The sequence below is a fragment of the Ruegeria sp. E1 genome, assembly GCF_056534225.1.
The window spans coordinates 1-16,453 of the sequence record NZ_JBQFPE010000008.1 but is presented as its reverse complement, the minus strand read 5'-3'; the positions used below and the strand labels follow the sequence as shown (position 1 = coordinate 16,453).

General features: G+C 58.2%; 16 protein-coding genes and 1 tRNA gene. 6 read left to right on the top strand and 11 right to left on the bottom strand.

Annotation, left to right across the window (positions count from 1 at the left end):
* Position 1 precedes the first annotated feature (1 nt).
* The 4 genes from ACR0FG_RS11440 to ACR0FG_RS11425 all read right to left on the bottom strand — a co-directional run bounded on the left by ACR0FG_RS11440 (position 2) and on the right by ACR0FG_RS11425 (position 4,078).
* Positions 2–1,207: a branched-chain amino acid ABC transporter permease gene (locus tag ACR0FG_RS11440; RefSeq protein WP_480893079.1), complete on the bottom strand. Its 1,206-nt coding sequence runs from the start codon at positions 1,205–1,207 to the stop codon at positions 2–4.
* A 3-nt stretch (positions 1,208–1,210) separates the two neighbouring features.
* Complete coding sequence (locus ACR0FG_RS11435) at positions 1,211–2,242, bottom strand: branched-chain amino acid ABC transporter permease (RefSeq protein WP_170711128.1); 1,032 nt, start codon at positions 2,240–2,242, stop codon at positions 1,211–1,213.
* Between the two features lie 98 nt (positions 2,243–2,340).
* Positions 2,341–3,687, bottom strand: a complete 1,347-nt coding sequence (locus tag ACR0FG_RS11430) for a substrate-binding protein (RefSeq protein ID WP_480893077.1) — start codon at positions 3,685–3,687, stop codon at positions 2,341–2,343.
* A 314-nt stretch (positions 3,688–4,001) separates the two neighbouring features.
* A tRNA-Arg gene (locus tag ACR0FG_RS11425) sits at positions 4,002–4,078 on the bottom strand.
* Positions 4,079–4,194: 116 nt separating this feature from the next.
* On the opposite strand from ACR0FG_RS11425, the gene ACR0FG_RS11420 reads away from it, so the two are divergent.
* On the top strand, positions 4,195–5,220 hold the full coding sequence (locus tag ACR0FG_RS11420; protein ID WP_480893075.1) for a LacI family DNA-binding transcriptional regulator: 1,026 nt from the start codon (positions 4,195–4,197) through the stop codon (positions 5,218–5,220).
* 4 nt (positions 5,221–5,224) lie between these two features.
* Complete coding sequence (locus ACR0FG_RS11415; protein WP_480893074.1) at positions 5,225–6,439, top strand: winged helix-turn-helix domain-containing protein; 1,215 nt, start codon at positions 5,225–5,227, stop codon at positions 6,437–6,439.
* Between the two features lie 8 nt (positions 6,440–6,447).
* Here ACR0FG_RS11415 and ACR0FG_RS11410 read toward each other — a convergent pair whose 3' ends face one another.
* The 3 genes from ACR0FG_RS11410 to ACR0FG_RS11400 all read right to left on the bottom strand — a co-directional run bounded on the left by ACR0FG_RS11410 (position 6,448) and on the right by ACR0FG_RS11400 (position 9,209).
* Positions 6,448–7,356, bottom strand: a complete 909-nt coding sequence (locus ACR0FG_RS11410; protein ID WP_480893073.1) for a helix-turn-helix transcriptional regulator — start codon at positions 7,354–7,356, stop codon at positions 6,448–6,450.
* Positions 7,357–7,463: 107 nt separating this feature from the next.
* A complete protein-coding gene (gene hpaR, locus ACR0FG_RS11405) occupies positions 7,464–7,898 on the bottom strand; it encodes a homoprotocatechuate degradation operon regulator HpaR (RefSeq protein ID WP_170711133.1) in 435 nt (144 codons plus the stop codon).
* A 168-nt stretch (positions 7,899–8,066) separates the two neighbouring features.
* Positions 8,067–9,209 carry a DUF3095 domain-containing protein gene (locus ACR0FG_RS11400; RefSeq protein ID WP_480893071.1) on the bottom strand — a complete coding sequence of 381 codons (1,143 nt, stop codon included), beginning with the start codon at positions 9,207–9,209 and terminating at the stop codon, positions 8,067–8,069.
* A 134-nt stretch (positions 9,210–9,343) separates the two neighbouring features.
* Here ACR0FG_RS11400 and ACR0FG_RS11395 point away from each other — a divergent pair, with 134 nt between their 5' ends.
* The 4 genes from ACR0FG_RS11395 (at position 9,344) to ACR0FG_RS11380 (ending at position 12,903) form a co-directional block, all read left to right on the top strand.
* A complete protein-coding gene (locus ACR0FG_RS11395; RefSeq protein WP_480893070.1) occupies positions 9,344–10,516 on the top strand; it encodes an MFS transporter in 1,173 nt (390 codons plus the stop codon).
* A 21-nt stretch (positions 10,517–10,537) separates the two neighbouring features.
* Positions 10,538–11,575 (top strand): glycosyltransferase family 4 protein, encoded by a 1,038-nt coding sequence (locus ACR0FG_RS11390; RefSeq protein WP_480893068.1) that lies wholly within the window; start codon positions 10,538–10,540, stop codon positions 11,573–11,575.
* Between the two features lie 113 nt (positions 11,576–11,688).
* Complete coding sequence (locus tag ACR0FG_RS11385; protein WP_480893066.1) at positions 11,689–12,711, top strand: aspartate-semialdehyde dehydrogenase; 1,023 nt, start codon at positions 11,689–11,691, stop codon at positions 12,709–12,711.
* A 54-nt stretch (positions 12,712–12,765) separates the two neighbouring features.
* Entirely contained in the window at positions 12,766–12,903 is a 138-nt protein-coding gene (locus ACR0FG_RS11380; protein ID WP_480893064.1) for a hypothetical protein, read from the top strand.
* A gap of 53 nt (positions 12,904–12,956) precedes the next feature.
* On the opposite strand, the gene ACR0FG_RS11375 is transcribed toward ACR0FG_RS11380, so the two are convergent.
* The 4 genes from ACR0FG_RS11375 to ACR0FG_RS11360 form a co-directional block, all read right to left on the bottom strand.
* The gene (locus tag ACR0FG_RS11375) at positions 12,957–13,409 is read right to left on the bottom strand and encodes an SRPBCC family protein (RefSeq protein WP_480893063.1); all 453 of its coding nucleotides are present in this window, start codon (positions 13,407–13,409) and stop codon (positions 12,957–12,959) included.
* A gap of 107 nt (positions 13,410–13,516) precedes the next feature.
* Entirely contained in the window at positions 13,517–14,323 is an 807-nt protein-coding gene (locus tag ACR0FG_RS11370; RefSeq protein ID WP_480893061.1) for an XdhC family protein, read from the bottom strand.
* Positions 14,324–14,332: 9 nt separating this feature from the next.
* A complete protein-coding gene (locus ACR0FG_RS11365; protein ID WP_480893365.1) occupies positions 14,333–15,520 on the bottom strand; it encodes a vWA domain-containing protein in 1,188 nt (395 codons plus the stop codon).
* Positions 15,520–16,386 carry an AAA family ATPase gene (locus tag ACR0FG_RS11360; protein WP_480893059.1) on the bottom strand — a complete coding sequence of 289 codons (867 nt, stop codon included), beginning with the start codon at positions 16,384–16,386 and terminating at the stop codon, positions 15,520–15,522. Before ACR0FG_RS11360 ends, ACR0FG_RS11365 begins: the two co-directional genes overlap by 1 nt.
* Between the last annotated feature and the right edge of the window lie 67 nt (positions 16,387–16,453).

Here is a 16,453-nt window from a genome sequence, read left to right as displayed (position 1 = left end):
CTCATTCCGCCGGTTCGGTTCTGTTTGGCTTGGCCTCTTCCGTGCGCGACTTTTTGCGCTGGAACCGGTTCAGAATGCGCTGCCCGCCTTCGACAAGCCCCCCCGGAAGATAGATCACGACCAGCATGAACAGGATGCCCAGCGTCAGATGCCAACCTTTGCCGATGAACGGGTGAATGATGAACACCACCGCATCCTCAAGCCCGTCGGGCAGGAAGGCAAACCAGCTGTGCAGGACGTTGTCGTTGATTTTCGAAAAGATGTTTTCGAAGTATTTGATGAAACCTGCACCCAGAACCGGGCCGATCAGCGTGCCCGCTCCGCCCAGAATGGTCATCAGAACAACCTCACCCGAGGCGGTCCACTGCATCCGTTCAGCCCCGGCCAGCGGGTCCATCGCCGCCATGAGACCTCCTGCCAGGCCCGCATACATCCCCGAGATGACAAAGGCCGCCAATGTATATGGCTTGGAGTTAAGCCCGGTATAGTTCATCCGCTGCTGGTTGGATTTCACCGCCCGCAACATCATCCCGAAGGGTGAGCGGAAAATGCGGATCGCAAGGTAGAACACGACCATCATGATCACCGCGCACAGATAGTATCCGGCGTTGAAGTCGAAACTCCACGCGCCGACATCCATCGTATAGGTCGCGCGCATGGGAATGCCGAACAGATGCGGCAGATCAGGTGCGTTGGCCCCCTGCAGAATCTGCGGGTCATCCGCGTAAACCTGCAGGCCTGTTTCCCCATTGGTCAGGTTGAATTTCGGGTTCGACAGCACCGAATAGGCCAGCGCAAAGCTCATCTGTGCAAAGGCCAGTGTCAGGATCGAAAAGTAGATGCCCGAACGGCGCAGGCTGACATAACCGATCAGAAGGGAAAACAGTCCGGCCACCACAACGCTCAGCGCGATGGCCGGAACGACATTGTAGCTGAGCAGCTTGAACATCCAGACAGCGGAATACGAGCCCACCCCCAGAAAGGCCGCGTGGCCGAAGGATAGATATCCCGTCAAGCCAAAGAGAATGTTGAACCCAATGGCAAAGATGCCAAAGATTACGAAACGCTGCATCAGGTCAGGATAGCCTGCGTTGAACTGCGCCATTGCGCTGCCTTCGGGGAAGGGGTTCAGGATGAAGGGGGCCAGCAACGTCAGGATCGCAACTATGATCAGCAGGCTGGTGTCTTTTTTGTTCAGTCCCAACATTGATTATTCCTCCATCACGCCTTTGCGGCCCATCAGCCCGCGCGGACGCGTCAGCAGCACGATGATGGCGACAAGGTAGATGATGATCTGGTTGATGCCCGGGATCGTTGTGGTCGCCCAGGTGGTCGAGGCAAAGCTTTCAAGTATGCCCAGCAGGAAACCGGCCAAAACGGCCCCCGGTAGGGATCCCATGCCGCCCACAACAACCACAACAAAGCTAAGCACCAGAAAGTCCATGCCCATGTGATAGTTGGGCGGGTTCAGCGGCCCGTACATCACCCCGGCCAGGCCTGCCACCGCTGCGGCGATGCCGAACATGATGGTAAAGCGGCGGTCGATATTGATCCCAAGAAGCCCCACGGTTTCGCGGTCTGCCATACCCGCGCGCACGACCATGCCGAAGGTAGTGAATTGTAGGAATGAGAACACCGCACCAATGATGGCCACGGCAAAGCCGAAATAGACCAGTCGCCAGATTGGATAGATGATCGCGTTAGGGTCGAAGCCAATCATGGTGCCCAAATCAACCGACCCGCTCAGCGCATCCGGCGGCGGGGTCTGGATTGGATTGGCACCAAAGAAATACTTGACGATCTCTTGAAGCACGATGGCCAGACCAAAGGTCACAAGGATCTGATCCGCATGAGGACGCTTGTAGAAATGTTTGATCAGGCCACGTTCCATCACATAGCCGACCAGCAGCATGATCGGGATCGCAAACAGGATGGCCAGCGGGACGGACCAGTCAATTATGGTTGCGCCCACTTCGGGCCCAAACCAGGCTTCGACATAAGGCGTTTCTACCTTCAATGGATTGCCCAGAAAGTCCTTTTGGGTCTCATCGAGGGTCACAAAGCTCAGGTTCAGGAGCTTTTGCAGCGTCACAGCGCAGAAAGCACCAATCATGAACAAGGCCCCATGAGCAAAGTTCACAACGCCCAGCGTCCCGAATATCAGCGTCAGACCCAGCGCAATCAGCGCGTAGGCCGAACCTTTATCGAGCCCGTTCAGAATTTGCAGCAGAATGGCGTCCATTGTCCCACCTTTAGCCTTTCATCCGGACTCCCCCACCAAGATGGGGAAGTCCGTTTTTGAAGGGATAGAATTTTCGACGAAAATTCTCGCGCGCCCGGTTATGCGCCCGGGTTACACTTACCCAGTTCGCCGCCGGCAAACATCGGGTGTTCCGGATCGTATTCGACCTGCGCGCGCGGCGTGATCTCGACGATTTCCAGCGTGTCATAGGCGTTGGTCGGGTTCTGGTTGCCCCGCACAACCAGCACGTCTTTAAAGCACTGATGGTCTGCACCACGATACCAGGTGGGGCCATTGCCCAATCCGTCGAACTCAAAGTCCTCAAGTGCTTCGACAACGCCACATGGGTTGAACGTACCCGCGCGCTCACACGCATCCGCATAAAGCAGAACTTGCGCATAGCAGGTCTGGGCCGAGTTGGACGGCGGCTTGCCATATTTCTCACCAAAGGACTTCACGAAGGCTTTGGTGCCTTCATCCTGCAACTGCCAGTTCCAGTTCATCGAACCCAGCACGCCCTTGATGTTCTCGCCCGCACCCGCGGCCATCAGTTCCGAATACAGCGGCACAACGATCTTGAAGTCCTTGCCGTTGGCGACCTTGTCCAGCAGGCCGAACTGAATCGCGTTGGTCAGCGAGTTCACCATGTTGCCGCCGTAGTGGTTCAGAACCAGCACGTCCGCGCCCGAGTTCAGAACCGGAGCGATATAGGACGAGAAGTCAGTTGACGCGAGTGGTGTTTTAACCGTGTTGACCGTTTCCCATCCCAAGGCTTCGGTCGAGGCGACGATCGACTCTTCCTGGGTCCAGCCCCAGTTGTAGTCGGCGGTCAGGTGATACGCGCGGCGTTCCTTGCCCATTTCGGCCGCCAGCACCGGAGCCAGCGCGGCACCCGACATATAGGCGTTGAAGAAATGACGGAAACCATTGGCTTTTTTGTCTTTGCCGGTGGTGTCATTGGCATGTGTCAGACCGGCCATGAAGATCACGCCCGCCTCTTGGCAAAGGCCCTGAACCGCAACAGCCACGCCCGAGGACGAGCCGCCATTGATCATGATCGCACCGTCTTTTTCGATCATCGACTTGGCCGATGCGCGTGCGGCGTCTGATTTGGTCTGGGTATCGCCAGTGACGAATTCCACCTTCTTGCCAAGGATGCCATTACCTTTAAGCGCCTTGGACGAGAACGTATTCAAACACCCGCCGTCACCTTCACCGTTCAGGTGTTCCACCGCCAATTGTTGCGCCAGCAATTCATCGTTGCCTTCTTCGGCATACGGGCCGGTTTGCGGCACGTTGAAACCCAAAACTACGGATGAGCCCGTCGGCTCATTCGTATAAGCGGCGGCGGACGACGCCGTAAAGATCGTAGGTAGGGCCAATCCGGTGCTTGCGACCGCACCAGACTTTAACACGCCGCGGCGTGTGACGTTTTTGTTAGTCATAGATTCCTCCCATTTCCACTTTCCACCGCCTGGCTCCTCTTCCAGCCGGTGAAAATGCACAATTGTGCAGTTGGATTATGGAAAGGCATATGAAAATTTCACAATAACTAACGAGTTTTAATGTAAAATTTTGTAAATATCTATACAGTCATGGTACATTTTTGTAAATTTTAACCCTGAACTCTCTGCAAGCCGTTAAAGAAGATTGTTTAATCTGCAAATCAATAGGCACAGCTTTGCCGTGGCCATATCCGATGCCATAGCGCGTAAAGTCTCACAATAAGAGCAACATATTTCAGTTCTCATCGACGGGTTGGCGACCCCGGCAGGATTCGAACCTGCAACCTGCCCCTTAGGAGGGGGCTGCTCTATCCAGTTGAGCCACGGGGCCGCGCAACGCTCTCTGTACCTTGGAAAATCGGGCTTGTCATGGCCTTTGCTGAACAGTTGTAAAATACGTTCTGTTCACGCTACCATCAGACAAAATAACAACGCAGGTGCTTTCCCGTGACAACAGAAACCAAACGCCCGCTTACCCTTCGCGATGTCTCGGAAGCGTCGGGGGTCTCAGAGATGACGGTCAGCCGGGTTCTGAGAAACCGGGGCGATGTATCCGATGCCACCCGCACCCGCGTTCTGGCCGCCGCAAAAGAGCTGGGTTATGTACCCAACAAGATCGCCGGTGCGCTGGCGTCGAGCCGGGTCAATCTGGTAGCCGTGATCATCCCCTCCTTGTCGAACATGGTGTTCCCCGAGGTCCTGACCGGCATCAATCAGGTTCTGGAAGACACCGAACTGCAGCCCGTGGTCGGTGTCACCGATTACCTGCCCGAGAAAGAGGAAAAGGTGCTGTACGAGATGCTGTCCTGGCGACCCTCGGGCGTAATCATCGCGGGACTGGAACACACGGATGCGGCGCGGGCGATGCTGGATTCAGCGGGCATTCCAGTGGTCGAGATCATGGATACCGATGGCAAGCCGGTAGATGCCATGGTCGGCATCTCGCACCGTCGCGCGGGGCGCGAAATGGCGCAGGCAATCCTTAAAGCGGGATACGAACATATCGGGTTCATGGGCACCAAGATGCCGCTGGACCACCGCGCCCGCAAACGGTTCGAGGGCTTTACCGAGGTGCTGGGCAAGAACGGGATCGAGATTGAGGATCGCGAGTTTTACTCGGGCGGATCGGCCCTGGCGAAGGGGCGTGAAATGACCCAGGCGATGCTGGAACGTTCGCCCGATCTGGATTTCCTGTATTATTCCAACGACATGATCGGTGCAGGTGGATTACTGTACCTGCTGGATCAGGGCATTGATGTGCCCGGGCAGATCGGATTGGCCGGGTTCAACAATGTCGAGCTTTTACAGGGCCTGCCGCGCAAGCTGGCCACGATGGATGCCTGCAGGCTTGAAATCGGTCGTCAGGCCGCCGAGATCATTTCGGCCCAGTTGAACGATCCCAATGCCGAGATTGAAACGCGGGTGACGCTGACACCCAAGATCAGCTATGGCGACACGCTGAAGCGGCGCTGAACGGGTGGCGCTGCAGCAGCTGGACAACAAGACGGTCCGCGCGCTGTTCATGGATCGTCACGCTTTGCTTGAACAACCCGGCGGCGCAGCGAAGGGTGCTGATCTTCTGACCCTTATCCAGCGGCTTGGCTTTGTGCAGCTGGACAGTATCAACACAGTGGCCCGCGCGCATGACATGATCCTGTTCGCGCGTCGGCCAGCCTATCGTGCCCGCAATCTCAAACGTCTTTATGAGACTGATAGAGACTTGTTCGAGCATTGGACACATGATGCCGCGATGATCCCGATGGCGTTCTATCCCCATTGGCACCTGCGCTTTTTGCGCGATGCGGATATGCTGAAATCGCGCTGGAAGAACTGGCGCAGGGACGGGTACGAGCAGCGGTTCGACGACGTTCTGAACCATATCCGCGCGCATGGGCCGGTCAGCTCGTCCGAGGTTGGAAAGGATGAGAAAAAGGGGTCCGGCGGGTGGTGGGATTGGCACCCGTCGAAAACCGCGCTGGAATACCTTTGGCGCTCGGGCGCTTTGACGGTGATCGGGCGGGACGGGTTCCAGAAACGCTATGACCTGACCGAACGGGTGATTGAAACACATCTGTGCCCTGGAAACAGGCCCTGTGACGAAGCGGCAACCGTAGACTGGCTGTGCAACGCGGCGCTGGATCGTCTGGGATTTGCCACGTCGGGCGAGTTGGCCGCGTTCTGGGACACGGTCAGCCCGGCTGAGGCGAAAGCATGGTGTGAACAGGCTCTGACACAGGGCGAAATTGAAGAAATCTGCGTCACCTGCGCAGACGGGCGCATCCGAAAAGTTATCGCGCGACCAGATATTTGCGATCAGGCCACCGCGTTACCCGCGCCATCCGGCCGGATCAGAATCCTCAGCCCATTTGACCCGATGCTGCGTGATCGCAATCGGGCCGAGCGTCTGTTCGGGTTTCACTACCGGATCGAGGTGTTTGTCCCGGCGCCCAAGCGAACCTATGGTTACTACGTTTTTCCGATGCTCGAAGGCGACAAGCTGATCGGGCGGATCGACATGAAAGCGCATCGGGATCGCGCCGCTTTGCGCGTCAGAGCGGTTTGGCCGGAACGGAAGCTGCGTTGGTCCGCGGCCAGAACCCGGCGTCTTGAGGCCGAGCTTGAACGCGTTCGCCGCTTTGCCGGGCTGGACAATGTCGAATTCGGCGATGACTGGCTGAAAGCGCCGAAATAGGCTCTGATTTAGTCCAGAAACCCCCGCTCGCGGATCAGCTGTTGGACATGATCCACGGATACCGCAAGCGGTTGCCCCGATGTATCCAGCTGCGCCGAGGCCTGACCATACAGCGTTTCACGGCTGGCAAGGATGGACTTAAGCTGATCCATCGCTGCTGGGTTGTCCTGCATCGGTCGTTCGTCCCCCTGCGCCCGGACACGGCTCATATGCTCTTGTGGCGACGCGCGCAGCCAGATGGTGTGGAATCGCGCCAGCAATGTCGAAAAGGTTGCGGGCTCTGCCACGATACCGCCCGCAACGGCCAGAACCAGCCTGTCATGCCCCTCGATCACGCGATCCAGCGCCTGCGCTTCCAGCTTGCGATATCCTTCTTGTCCGTAGAACGCCATTATGTCCTGCAAAGGCATCCCGGCCATGTCTTCGATCACGCGGGTCAGTTCAACAAAGGGCAAATCTAGCGTCTCTGCCGCCAAGGCGCCCAGCGTAGATTTCCCGGCACCCCGCAGACCAATCAGGCAGATGCGACCCGCGCGCGACGGGTCCAAACGTTCGGGCCGCAGAAGCTGCAGAACAGCCTGCCGAACATCCCCGTCAGCCTGCTGAAACAAATCCGCCATCTGCTGAGTTTCCAGATCCCAGGGCGAATCTTCGGCGATCAACCATTCGATCCGGTGATCCAAAGCCTGCGCGACGCGCTGCAACAGACCGATCGAGATATTGCCCTCGCCCGATTCCAACTGCGCAAGATACCTGGGTGATACACCTGATTTCTCAGACAGCACCCGCCTAGGGATACCTTGCATCTGCCGCGCCTTGCGCACCCGCGCACCCACACGCGCACCCAGACCCTCGGGCCTGGAATCTGCTGTCTCCTGCGGTCCTGAGGCATCATCTGGCAGGTTATTCGTTGTCATTCCGTCCGATCCGGTTGTGTAAAATAATGCATAAATTACGACGCTGGGCGACAGCGCGCAACCGGTTCCCGAGGGGTTCATGCAAATCCATGAAAGCCAGCGACAGCTCAGTCATCAAGATCGTGCAACTCACCCAGTATATCCAAAAGCTGATCGTGGCGCTCGGCCCCGAGTTTTGTCCGGATACGTTCGGCCTGCTGCATACTTCTGGCGATATTTGCACGGATGATCTGCAGGCCGCCTTCACTGATTTCAACAATTTGGCGACGTCGGTCATTGGGGGCAGTGCGACGCAAAATCAGACCCTTGTCCTCAAGCTTTTTGAGGATGCGGGTCAGGCTGGGCAGCAAAAGGCAGGCGCGTTCGGCGATTTGGGTGGGTTCCTGCGGGCCTTCCTCTTTCAAAACGCGCAGGACACGCCATTGTTGTTCGGTCACGCCCGCATCGGCCAGAATGGCGCGGATGGGGCCCATGACCTTTTCCCGCGCGCGCAACAAGGCGATTGGCAGGGATCGAGACATCAATGGTAGGTCGTCGGCCATGATCAATTGTCGCGCAAATCCGGCTTTAACGCAACTTTTTGCAAAATATAGGTTTTTTCACTGAATGCGGCTTCTTAACCAAGCTTTGACAATCTGCCGGTCGCCGAACGGGGCAAAACGTTCGAAAATGAGAGCGATTCCGACATAACTATTTGATATTTATATTACTTACAGCTTCATTGCCTCTGCTGCGCGGGCATAACCCCCGGATGCGCCGTCCACAAAATGCACATGATCGTCGCGCGTAGCCGAAGGCACGAAACAGGTCATCATCGCCTCTTGCTGCGCATAAAGGCCATAGCGGATCCTGCCGTCCTTCTGCGCCTGATCCAACGCGGTGGTGATCCGCGAAAGCGTGGTAGCGTCGCAATCCAGCGTCATTTTCAGACCGTCATCGAATTTCCGGAAATCCGAATTCTGACTGACCATCCGCTGATAATGCTGCGGCTCAAAGCTGCCCAGCCTGAACCCGGTTTTGAACAGCAGGCCAATCAGAAGGTTTTGACCCAGCAGCAACAGCTTGTGCAGAAACAGATTGCGCCCGTCCCGGGACACATGGGCATCCAGATCGACACCGGGCGGCGGCCACTTCATCGGTGGCCCTTCTTCGGGGACCGGATGGCCTGCCCTGTCCAAACACTCGGCCATGGACAGAACGGTGCGGGTCAACTCGGCAAATTCCCTTTCATTAGACTCTGATCCGGGTTGAATAACCAGCGATACGATCTGCCCATGCCGCGTGGTGCTGTTGGACCACCGGCAGGACAGACCAGTCAGATCGGGACGTGCATCAGGACCGGCAGGTGGAACATCATAGCGCCCCGCCTTCATCTGCGCCTCGGCCCAGACAATCCCGCCGCCTGAAAACATGGCATAGTCGACCCCGGATGAGGGCGCATGGCGCGCAACCTTGAGATCGCGCCCCGACTGTCGGATATCCTGCACTGGTACCAAGGCGGCGCGCAGCGAAATGTCGAACTCGGTCCGGGCCCAGCTGCGCAGAGCGGCCAATGTCTGGCGAGCGGCTTCGGTATCTGCCGCAGGCACCGCAAACGCGGCGCCGTCACCGCCGAACACGTAGGGAAAGCTGCGCCCTTGCAACGCGTTGATCATGCCCGAAATCACCGCTGCGCCGACCATGTTCACAGTCTTGTAACGGCCGCGGTCAATCTCGCCGGTTGAATCCACAATATCAGCAACCCCGATCACCCAGCTATCGGGCAGCGCGGTGAATTTGTCCGGCTCGCTGAGCGACAGGAAATCGCTGGAAACTGGAATGGTTTCATAAAACAAAGTATCTGCTGCGGACATTCTGCCCCCAATGACTCAAATCTCTACCGGATCAGATAGCACGATTGTCATCCCTGTCCGGCGTTTTGCACATTATTACACACGCTTGTGCATGGCGACGCAACATGACAAGCATTCCCCGAAGGAGGAACATGATGCAGGCAGGTTTGTTGGTTTTGTGTCTGGCTTATGTTCTCAGCCAGTTTTTCCGGGCCTTTCTTGCGATCCTGACAGCGGATCTGGGGCAGGATATCGGGGCCACGCCCGAAGATCTGGCCTTTGCGTCCGGCCTTTGGTTTCTGATCTTTGCCGCGATGCAGATCCCGGTTGGCTGGGCGCTGGACCGTGTTGGCCCGCGCAAGACCGCCGCCGTGCTGCTGTTGCTGGGCGGTGCCGGGGGGGCAGGCGTCTTTGCCGCAGCGACCGCGCCGATCCATGTCAGTCTGGCGATGAGCCTGATTGGAATCGGGTGTTCTCCGGTGCTTATGGCCTCGTACTATATCTTCGCGCGCGAATACCCTCCGGCGAAATTCGCCACGCTGGCGGCAGTGATGCTGGGCGTGGGGTCGGTGGGCAACCTCGTGGCCTCGTATCCAACGGCGCTGGCGGTTGAGTGGATGGGGTGGCGGGCCACGCTGATGGGTCTGGCCGTGATCTCGGCTGTTGTTGCGATTGGTATCTGGTTCACGGTGCGCGACCCCGAACAGGTTGAGACCGCGCACAAAGGATCCCTGTTCGATCTGCTGAAGGAACCCGCCTTATGGGCCATCCTGCCCCTGATGCTGGTGGCCTATGCCCCATCAGCAGCCTTGCGGGGTCTTTGGGCCGGGCCCTATCTGCGCGATGTCTTTGCACTGGATACATCCCAGATCGGTCAGGCCACGCTGATCATGGGTGCTGCGATGATTGCCGGAACCTTTGCCTATGGCCCCCTGGACCGCCTGCTGAACACACGTAAATGGGTGGTCTTTGGCGGCAATGCGCTGGGCGTGGCGGCGCTGAGCCTGCTGTGTTTCTGGATCACCGACGCCGTCTGGTTGTCGGTTTTGCTGCTGGCACTTATCGGGCTTACCGGGGCATCCTTTCCCGTTGTCATGGCACATGGCCGTGCCTTCATCCCAACCCATCTGGTGGGCCGGGGTGTGACGCTGCTGAACCTCTTTGGCATCGGCGGGGTTGGTCTGGCGCAATTCGCAACCGGGCGCATCCATGCTGCAACGGTGGACATGGGGCCAACCGCGCCCTACACAGCGATATTCGGCTTTTTCGCCGTAACCTTGTGTATCGGCTGTGTGATCTATCTGTTCAGTCGCGACAGCATGAACTGACAGCACCGGACGGAGGCAACGTTGCCGGAAATCGAGGTCATTGCACCCAATCTCAAGCACAGCCTTTCGGGTGTGACCACAACCGTTGTCCGTCTGCTGCCCATTCAGGCCGGAATGATCGGCATTCGGGCAACGGGACCCGGTTTGCCCGCAGAGATACCTCATATTCGGCTTTGGAAGGTTCCGTTCCTGTCGCGCAAGGTCCGGCGCGTCTGGCACGCGCGGCGCAACACCGAAATGTTGATGGGCTTGGTTCTGAGGGCGATTTTCCGCTGCAACTTCAAACTGCTTTTTACCTCGGCAGCGCAACGCAACCACTCAGGCTTTACCAAAGGTCTGATTGCAAAGATGGACGCACTGATCGCCACGACACCGCAGGCGGCATCGTTTCTGGATCACCCGTCCACCGTCATCATGCACGGGGTCAATACCGAGTTGTTTCACCCGACAGAGGACAAACAGGCGCTACGCAAAAAGCTGGGATTGCCTGAGGGCACCCTGATCGGGTGCTTTGGCCGTATCAGGCCTCAGAAAGGGGTCGATCTGCTGGTTGACGCCGCAATTGAAGTGCTGCCCACCCACCCGAACGCGCACGTGATCTTCACCGGCCGCGCAACCAAAGAGTTCGAGGTGTTTCAGGCCGAACAGGAACAGAAACTCGCTGCCGCCGGGCTTGCGGACCGCGTGCATTTTCTGGGTGAGCGGCCCTGGGAAGAGATTGTTGAGACCTACCGCGCGCTTGATCTGTTCGTGGCCCCGGCGCGCCACGAAGGGTTCGGTCTGACCCCGATCGAGGCGATGGCCTCGGGCGTGCCCGCCATTGCCTGCCACGGGGTCGGTGCGTTCAGCGCACAGATCAAAGATGGCGTAACCGGTCGGCTGGTTGAAAAGGACAACGCACAAGCACTGGCCGGGGCATTGCAGGATATGCTGTCCGATCCCGCCGCTCTGGCCGCCGCAGGGCAAGCCGCCCGCACCCATGTCGAGCAGAATTTCCGAATCGAAGGTGAGGCCGAAGCAATCGTCGCGGTTTATCGATCCTTGCTGAATCAAGGCTGAGCGGCCACGACCTGCGTCAAATCGGTGTGACGGGGTGAAATAAACCGAAACCCCTCTTTTTTCTTTTGCGCTGCGCGGCTATGAACGCGCGTCCTTAACTTTGGAGACATGAAATGGGCTATCGCGTCGTTGTCGTCGGCGCCACGGGTAACGTGGGCCGCGAAATGCTGAACATTCTGGCAGAACGCCAGTTCCCCGTCGATGAACTTGCCGCGCTGGCAAGCCGTCGTTCGCTGGGTACAGAAGTTAGCTTTGGCGACAAGACACTGACCACCAAAGATCTGGACACATTCGATTTCACCGGCTGGGACATGGCGCTGTTTGCCGTTGGCTCCGAGGCGACCAAGGTTTATGCCCCCAAGGCGGCGGCGGCTGGCTGCGTGGTGATCGATAACAGCTCGCTCTATCGCTATGACCCGGATATTCCGCTGATCGTGCCGGAATGTAACCCGCAGGCGATCCACGACTATAAAAACAAGAACATCATCGCCAACCCCAACTGCTCGACCGCGCAGATGGTTGTGGCGCTGAAGCCGCTGCATGATCGCGCCAAGATCAAGCGCGTGGTCGTCTCGACCTATCAGTCGGTTTCGGGTGCGGGCAAAGAGGGTATGGACGAGCTTTGGGATCAGACCAAAGCCATCTACAACCCCACCACCGAGGTGGAACCGAAGAAATTCCAGAAACAGATCGCCTTCAACGTCATCCCGCAGATCGACGTCTTCATGGAAGACGGCTCGACCAAGGAAGAGTGGAAGATGGTGGTGGAAACCAAAAAGATCGTCGATCCGTCGATCAAGGTTACGGCCACCTGCGTGCGCGTTCCCGTGTTCGTGGGCCATTCCGAGGCGGTGAATATCGAGTTCGAGGAATTCCTGGACGAAGATGAGGCTCGCGACATCCTGCGCGAGGCACCGGGCATCATGGTGATCGACAAGCGTGAACCCGGTGGCTACGTCTCGCCCATCGAATGCGCAGGCGACTTCGCCACGTTCATCAGCCGTATCCGTCAGGATTCAACCATCGAAAATGGCCTGAACCTGTGGTGCGTATCCGACAACCTGCGCAAAGGTGCCGCCCTGAACGCGGTGCAAATCGCCGAACTGCTGGGCCGTGAGGTTCTGAAAAAGGGCTAAGCTGTTTCAGACAGAAAAGCCACGAAGGCCGCCCTATCAGGGCGGCCTTTTTCTTTGCACTTGCTCGCCATTGCCGTTGCCAAACACAAACGCGGTATTCTGGCGTGGGATCTTGAACTGGTACCGGGGCAAACCGGACGCATCGAACTGAACACCACCCTCAACTGGCCCGAGGGGATGGTTTTGGACTGATGCGCCCTGGTCAGGGGATGCGGCAGATACGGCCGCACCCCCTGGCACCTGCATCACGATGCCGTTTGTTCCGACACGACCTCTCCGAATTTGGTGAAAAACTTGCCCGACAGCTTTTTCGACGTCCCGGCGATCAGGCGGCTGCCAAGTTGTGCAATTTTGCCACCGATATCCACTTTTGCCGTGTAGGTCAGAACGGTTTCATCCCCATCCTCGGTCAGGGTCACGTCTGCACCGCCCTTGGCAAATCCAGCGGCTCCACCCTTACCCTCACCGGACAGAGAGAACCCATCTGGCGCGTTTGATGTATCCAGCGTGACCGCCCCGGCAAAGCGTGCCTTGACCGGCCCGATCTTCAGAACAACCTTGGCCTCAAGCGCGTCAGGGGCTGTCTGCGTCAGTTCTTCGCAACCGGGGATGCATTCACGCAGCACATCCGGATTGTTCAACGCCTTGTAAACCACATCACGGGGCGCTGAAATTCGGATTTCGTCGGTTAGCTCCATTTCGGATGTTCCTTCCTTAACAACATCTTGGATATACGCGAAGCGCTTCTTCGGTTGCTTCTTTCGCGTTCAATTCGCGGCGCGCAGGCAACAGGGCCCGTACCCGATCAAGCCATTTTTTCATCATGGGATGCCTCATGAGATTTGTCGATGTTTCGCCATAGGATGACTTCCGCCAGAATCGATAATGCAATTTCATGCGGATCAACCGCATGAATATGTATCCCAGCCGGGGCTTTCAGCTGCGCGACGCGCTCGGGGTCCATACCGTCAGCGATCAGCTTGTCGCTCAGAACCCGCGCCTTGCGCAGGCTGGCCACCATCGCCACCCGCCGCGCCGGTGATTCCAGGGCAGCTTTCAAAGCCGCGCCGTCACCTTTGCCCTGCGAAGCGACAATCACAAAATCCCGGTTTTCGACCCCCAGCGCGCCTAGATCATCGGCATCAAAGCGGGCATGATTCCCGTGCGCGGTATCCGGCACAAAGACCCGCAACCCCATCAAATCGGCATGAGTGGCCAGGGCCGCCGCAATCGGCCCGTCGCCAAATATGACCAACCGAGGAGCCAGCTGATATGGCTCGACCAGCAGATCAACCGTGCCGCCAGACGGACAACCGCTTTTGAAGGTCTGTATCCCGTCGGGGTCCGCCATAGTCACCACCTTGTCCGAGGGTTTGATACGGATTATCTGCGGCGCGCCACTGACTAACGCCTGTTTAGCCGACGCACATACCGCCCGCTGCACACAGTTGCCTCCCAAATGGCCCAAAATCACTCCGCCTTGCGTGATCGCGGCCTTTGCACCGGCCTTGGCCGATGTGGCGTCGGCAGTGCGCAATACGGTCGCGACACAAAAGCTCTCGCCTTTCTGCCGCAGCGCATTGATTGTGTCGAAGATATCGAAACTGGACATGGCGTTCTTTCACAACTTGCGGAGCTGAGGCTCTAGCGCGGCCAGAGCGTCCAATGTGTTTGCTGGTAAATGTGCATCCAGATGCGGCAACGCGGCCTGCATCGCCGCTGCTATCGGCTGGTAATCCTCCCACCCTTTCAAGGGGTTCAGCCAGACAATGCGCCGGGCTTTGCGCCGGAGTCGCTGCAGACCATCGCCCAGCGCCTGCGGGTCCGTACTGCAATACCCGTCTGACAGGATCAGAACGACGGTGCGCCCATTCAACACGCGCGCGCCATAGCTGTTCAGGAATCTTTCGAGGCTGCCCGAGATGTCGGTGCCCCCTCCAAATCCTTCGGCCATCAGCGACAATCGCCCCGCAGCGCGCAGCGTGTCATGGTCTTTCAACGCGTCTGTGACCCGCATCAGGCGGGTGTGGAACAGATAGGCATCCGCGTCCGTTCCGCTGCCGATCAGTCCTTTGAGAAAGGACAAAAAGACGCGGGAGTAGACGGTCATCGATCCGCTGACATCACACAGGGCAACGATCCGCATCGGACGCGGCGGGCGGGCGCGACGGTACAGGTCCATGGGCTCGCCCCCACGCGCAAGACTGGCCCGCAATATGCGCCGCATGTCCAGCGCCGAACCCCGTGCCGCCTGCTTACGACGTCGGGACCTGCGGTCTCGAATGGCGCGCGCAAGCCTCAAAGCGACAACTTCCGCTTGCCTCAGGGTCTCGTCATCCATCAGCTCGCGCAAATCCCGACGCGACAGATTATCGGTACGGGTCGCAATCAGCTGCCCGTCGATTCCGTCAGCGTCCTGATCAGAGGCACCCGGAGCGGTAACATCACCTGCCCCGGATTGTGCTTCCTCTTTTGTTAGGCTCTGATATCGCCAGATCATCGGCTGCGACGATTGCAACCGCACATGCGTGGTCTGCGCCATGCCGACGCGCTGCTTTCCCGCGTTGAACCAATAGGCATCAAAGAGTGCATCAAATCGCCGCCACTCATCTGCGTCACCGGCAAGCAAGGCGCACAATGCCCGCCTGGCCTGTGCGCTATCTGTAGCTTCGACAGCAGACAGGGCCGCCAGCGCGTCGCCGGTTTCCTGCGGACCCACGCGTAACCCATTCATCCGCAAATGAGCGATGAATCCTGACACACGATCCGCCAGCCCGGCAGCCCGAAAGGGAAAGCGCGTCACCTCCATCATGCCACCTTTCCAATCAGACGGTCCATCACCTCGGGCGGGGCGGCATCATAATCTGTGGCGGTTTTCAGTAAGCAAACCAAAGTCGCCTGCACCTCATCCCGCGCTTGCGCCAGATCGTTGACCCCAAGACCGGACAGGGCCGCCGCCCAATCAAGCGTCTCGGCGATGCCCGGTACCTTCTCAAGGTCTTCCTTGCGCAGCGCCTGAACGACACCAATGATCTGTCGCGCCAAAAGCGTCTCGACCTCAGGCATTCTTGCCCGCAGGATCGCCATTTCGGTCTCTTTCGAGGGATAGTCCAGGAAGCTGTACAGACACCGCCGCCGCAAGGCGTCCGACAAATCCCGCGTCCCGTTGGCCGTTAGAATCACAATGGGTCGAGCCTTGGCCTCTACCGTCCCAATTTCCGGAATGGTAACCTGAAAGTCGGACAGAATTTCCAGCAAGTAAGCTTCGAATTCCTCATCGGCCCGATCAATCTCGTCAATCAGCAAAACCGGGGGAGTATCTTGAGAAATAGCCTCTAACAAAGGCCGTTTCAGCAAAAACGTATCCGAGAACAACTGCGCCTCACCAACACCACCATCCGCTTCCCCCGCTCGGATCGCCAACAATTGCCGCTGATAGTTCCACTCATAAATCGCGTGGCTGGCGTCCAGCCCTTCGTAGCACTGCAACCGGATCAACCGAGCCTCAAGCCAGGCTGCCATCGCCTTGGCCACCTCGGTCTTGCCGACCCCCGCAGGCCCCTCCAGCAACAAGGGCCGCCCCAACGCCTGCGCCAGATACAACGCCATCACCAATCGATCATCGGCAACATAGCCCTGCGAGGCCAACCCGTTTTGCACGTCACTCAAAGTCAAAACCAGGATCCATTCTTCATCTGTCCAAAAATATCCCGGGGGAGGTGTGGAGGGGGCTGGCCCCCTC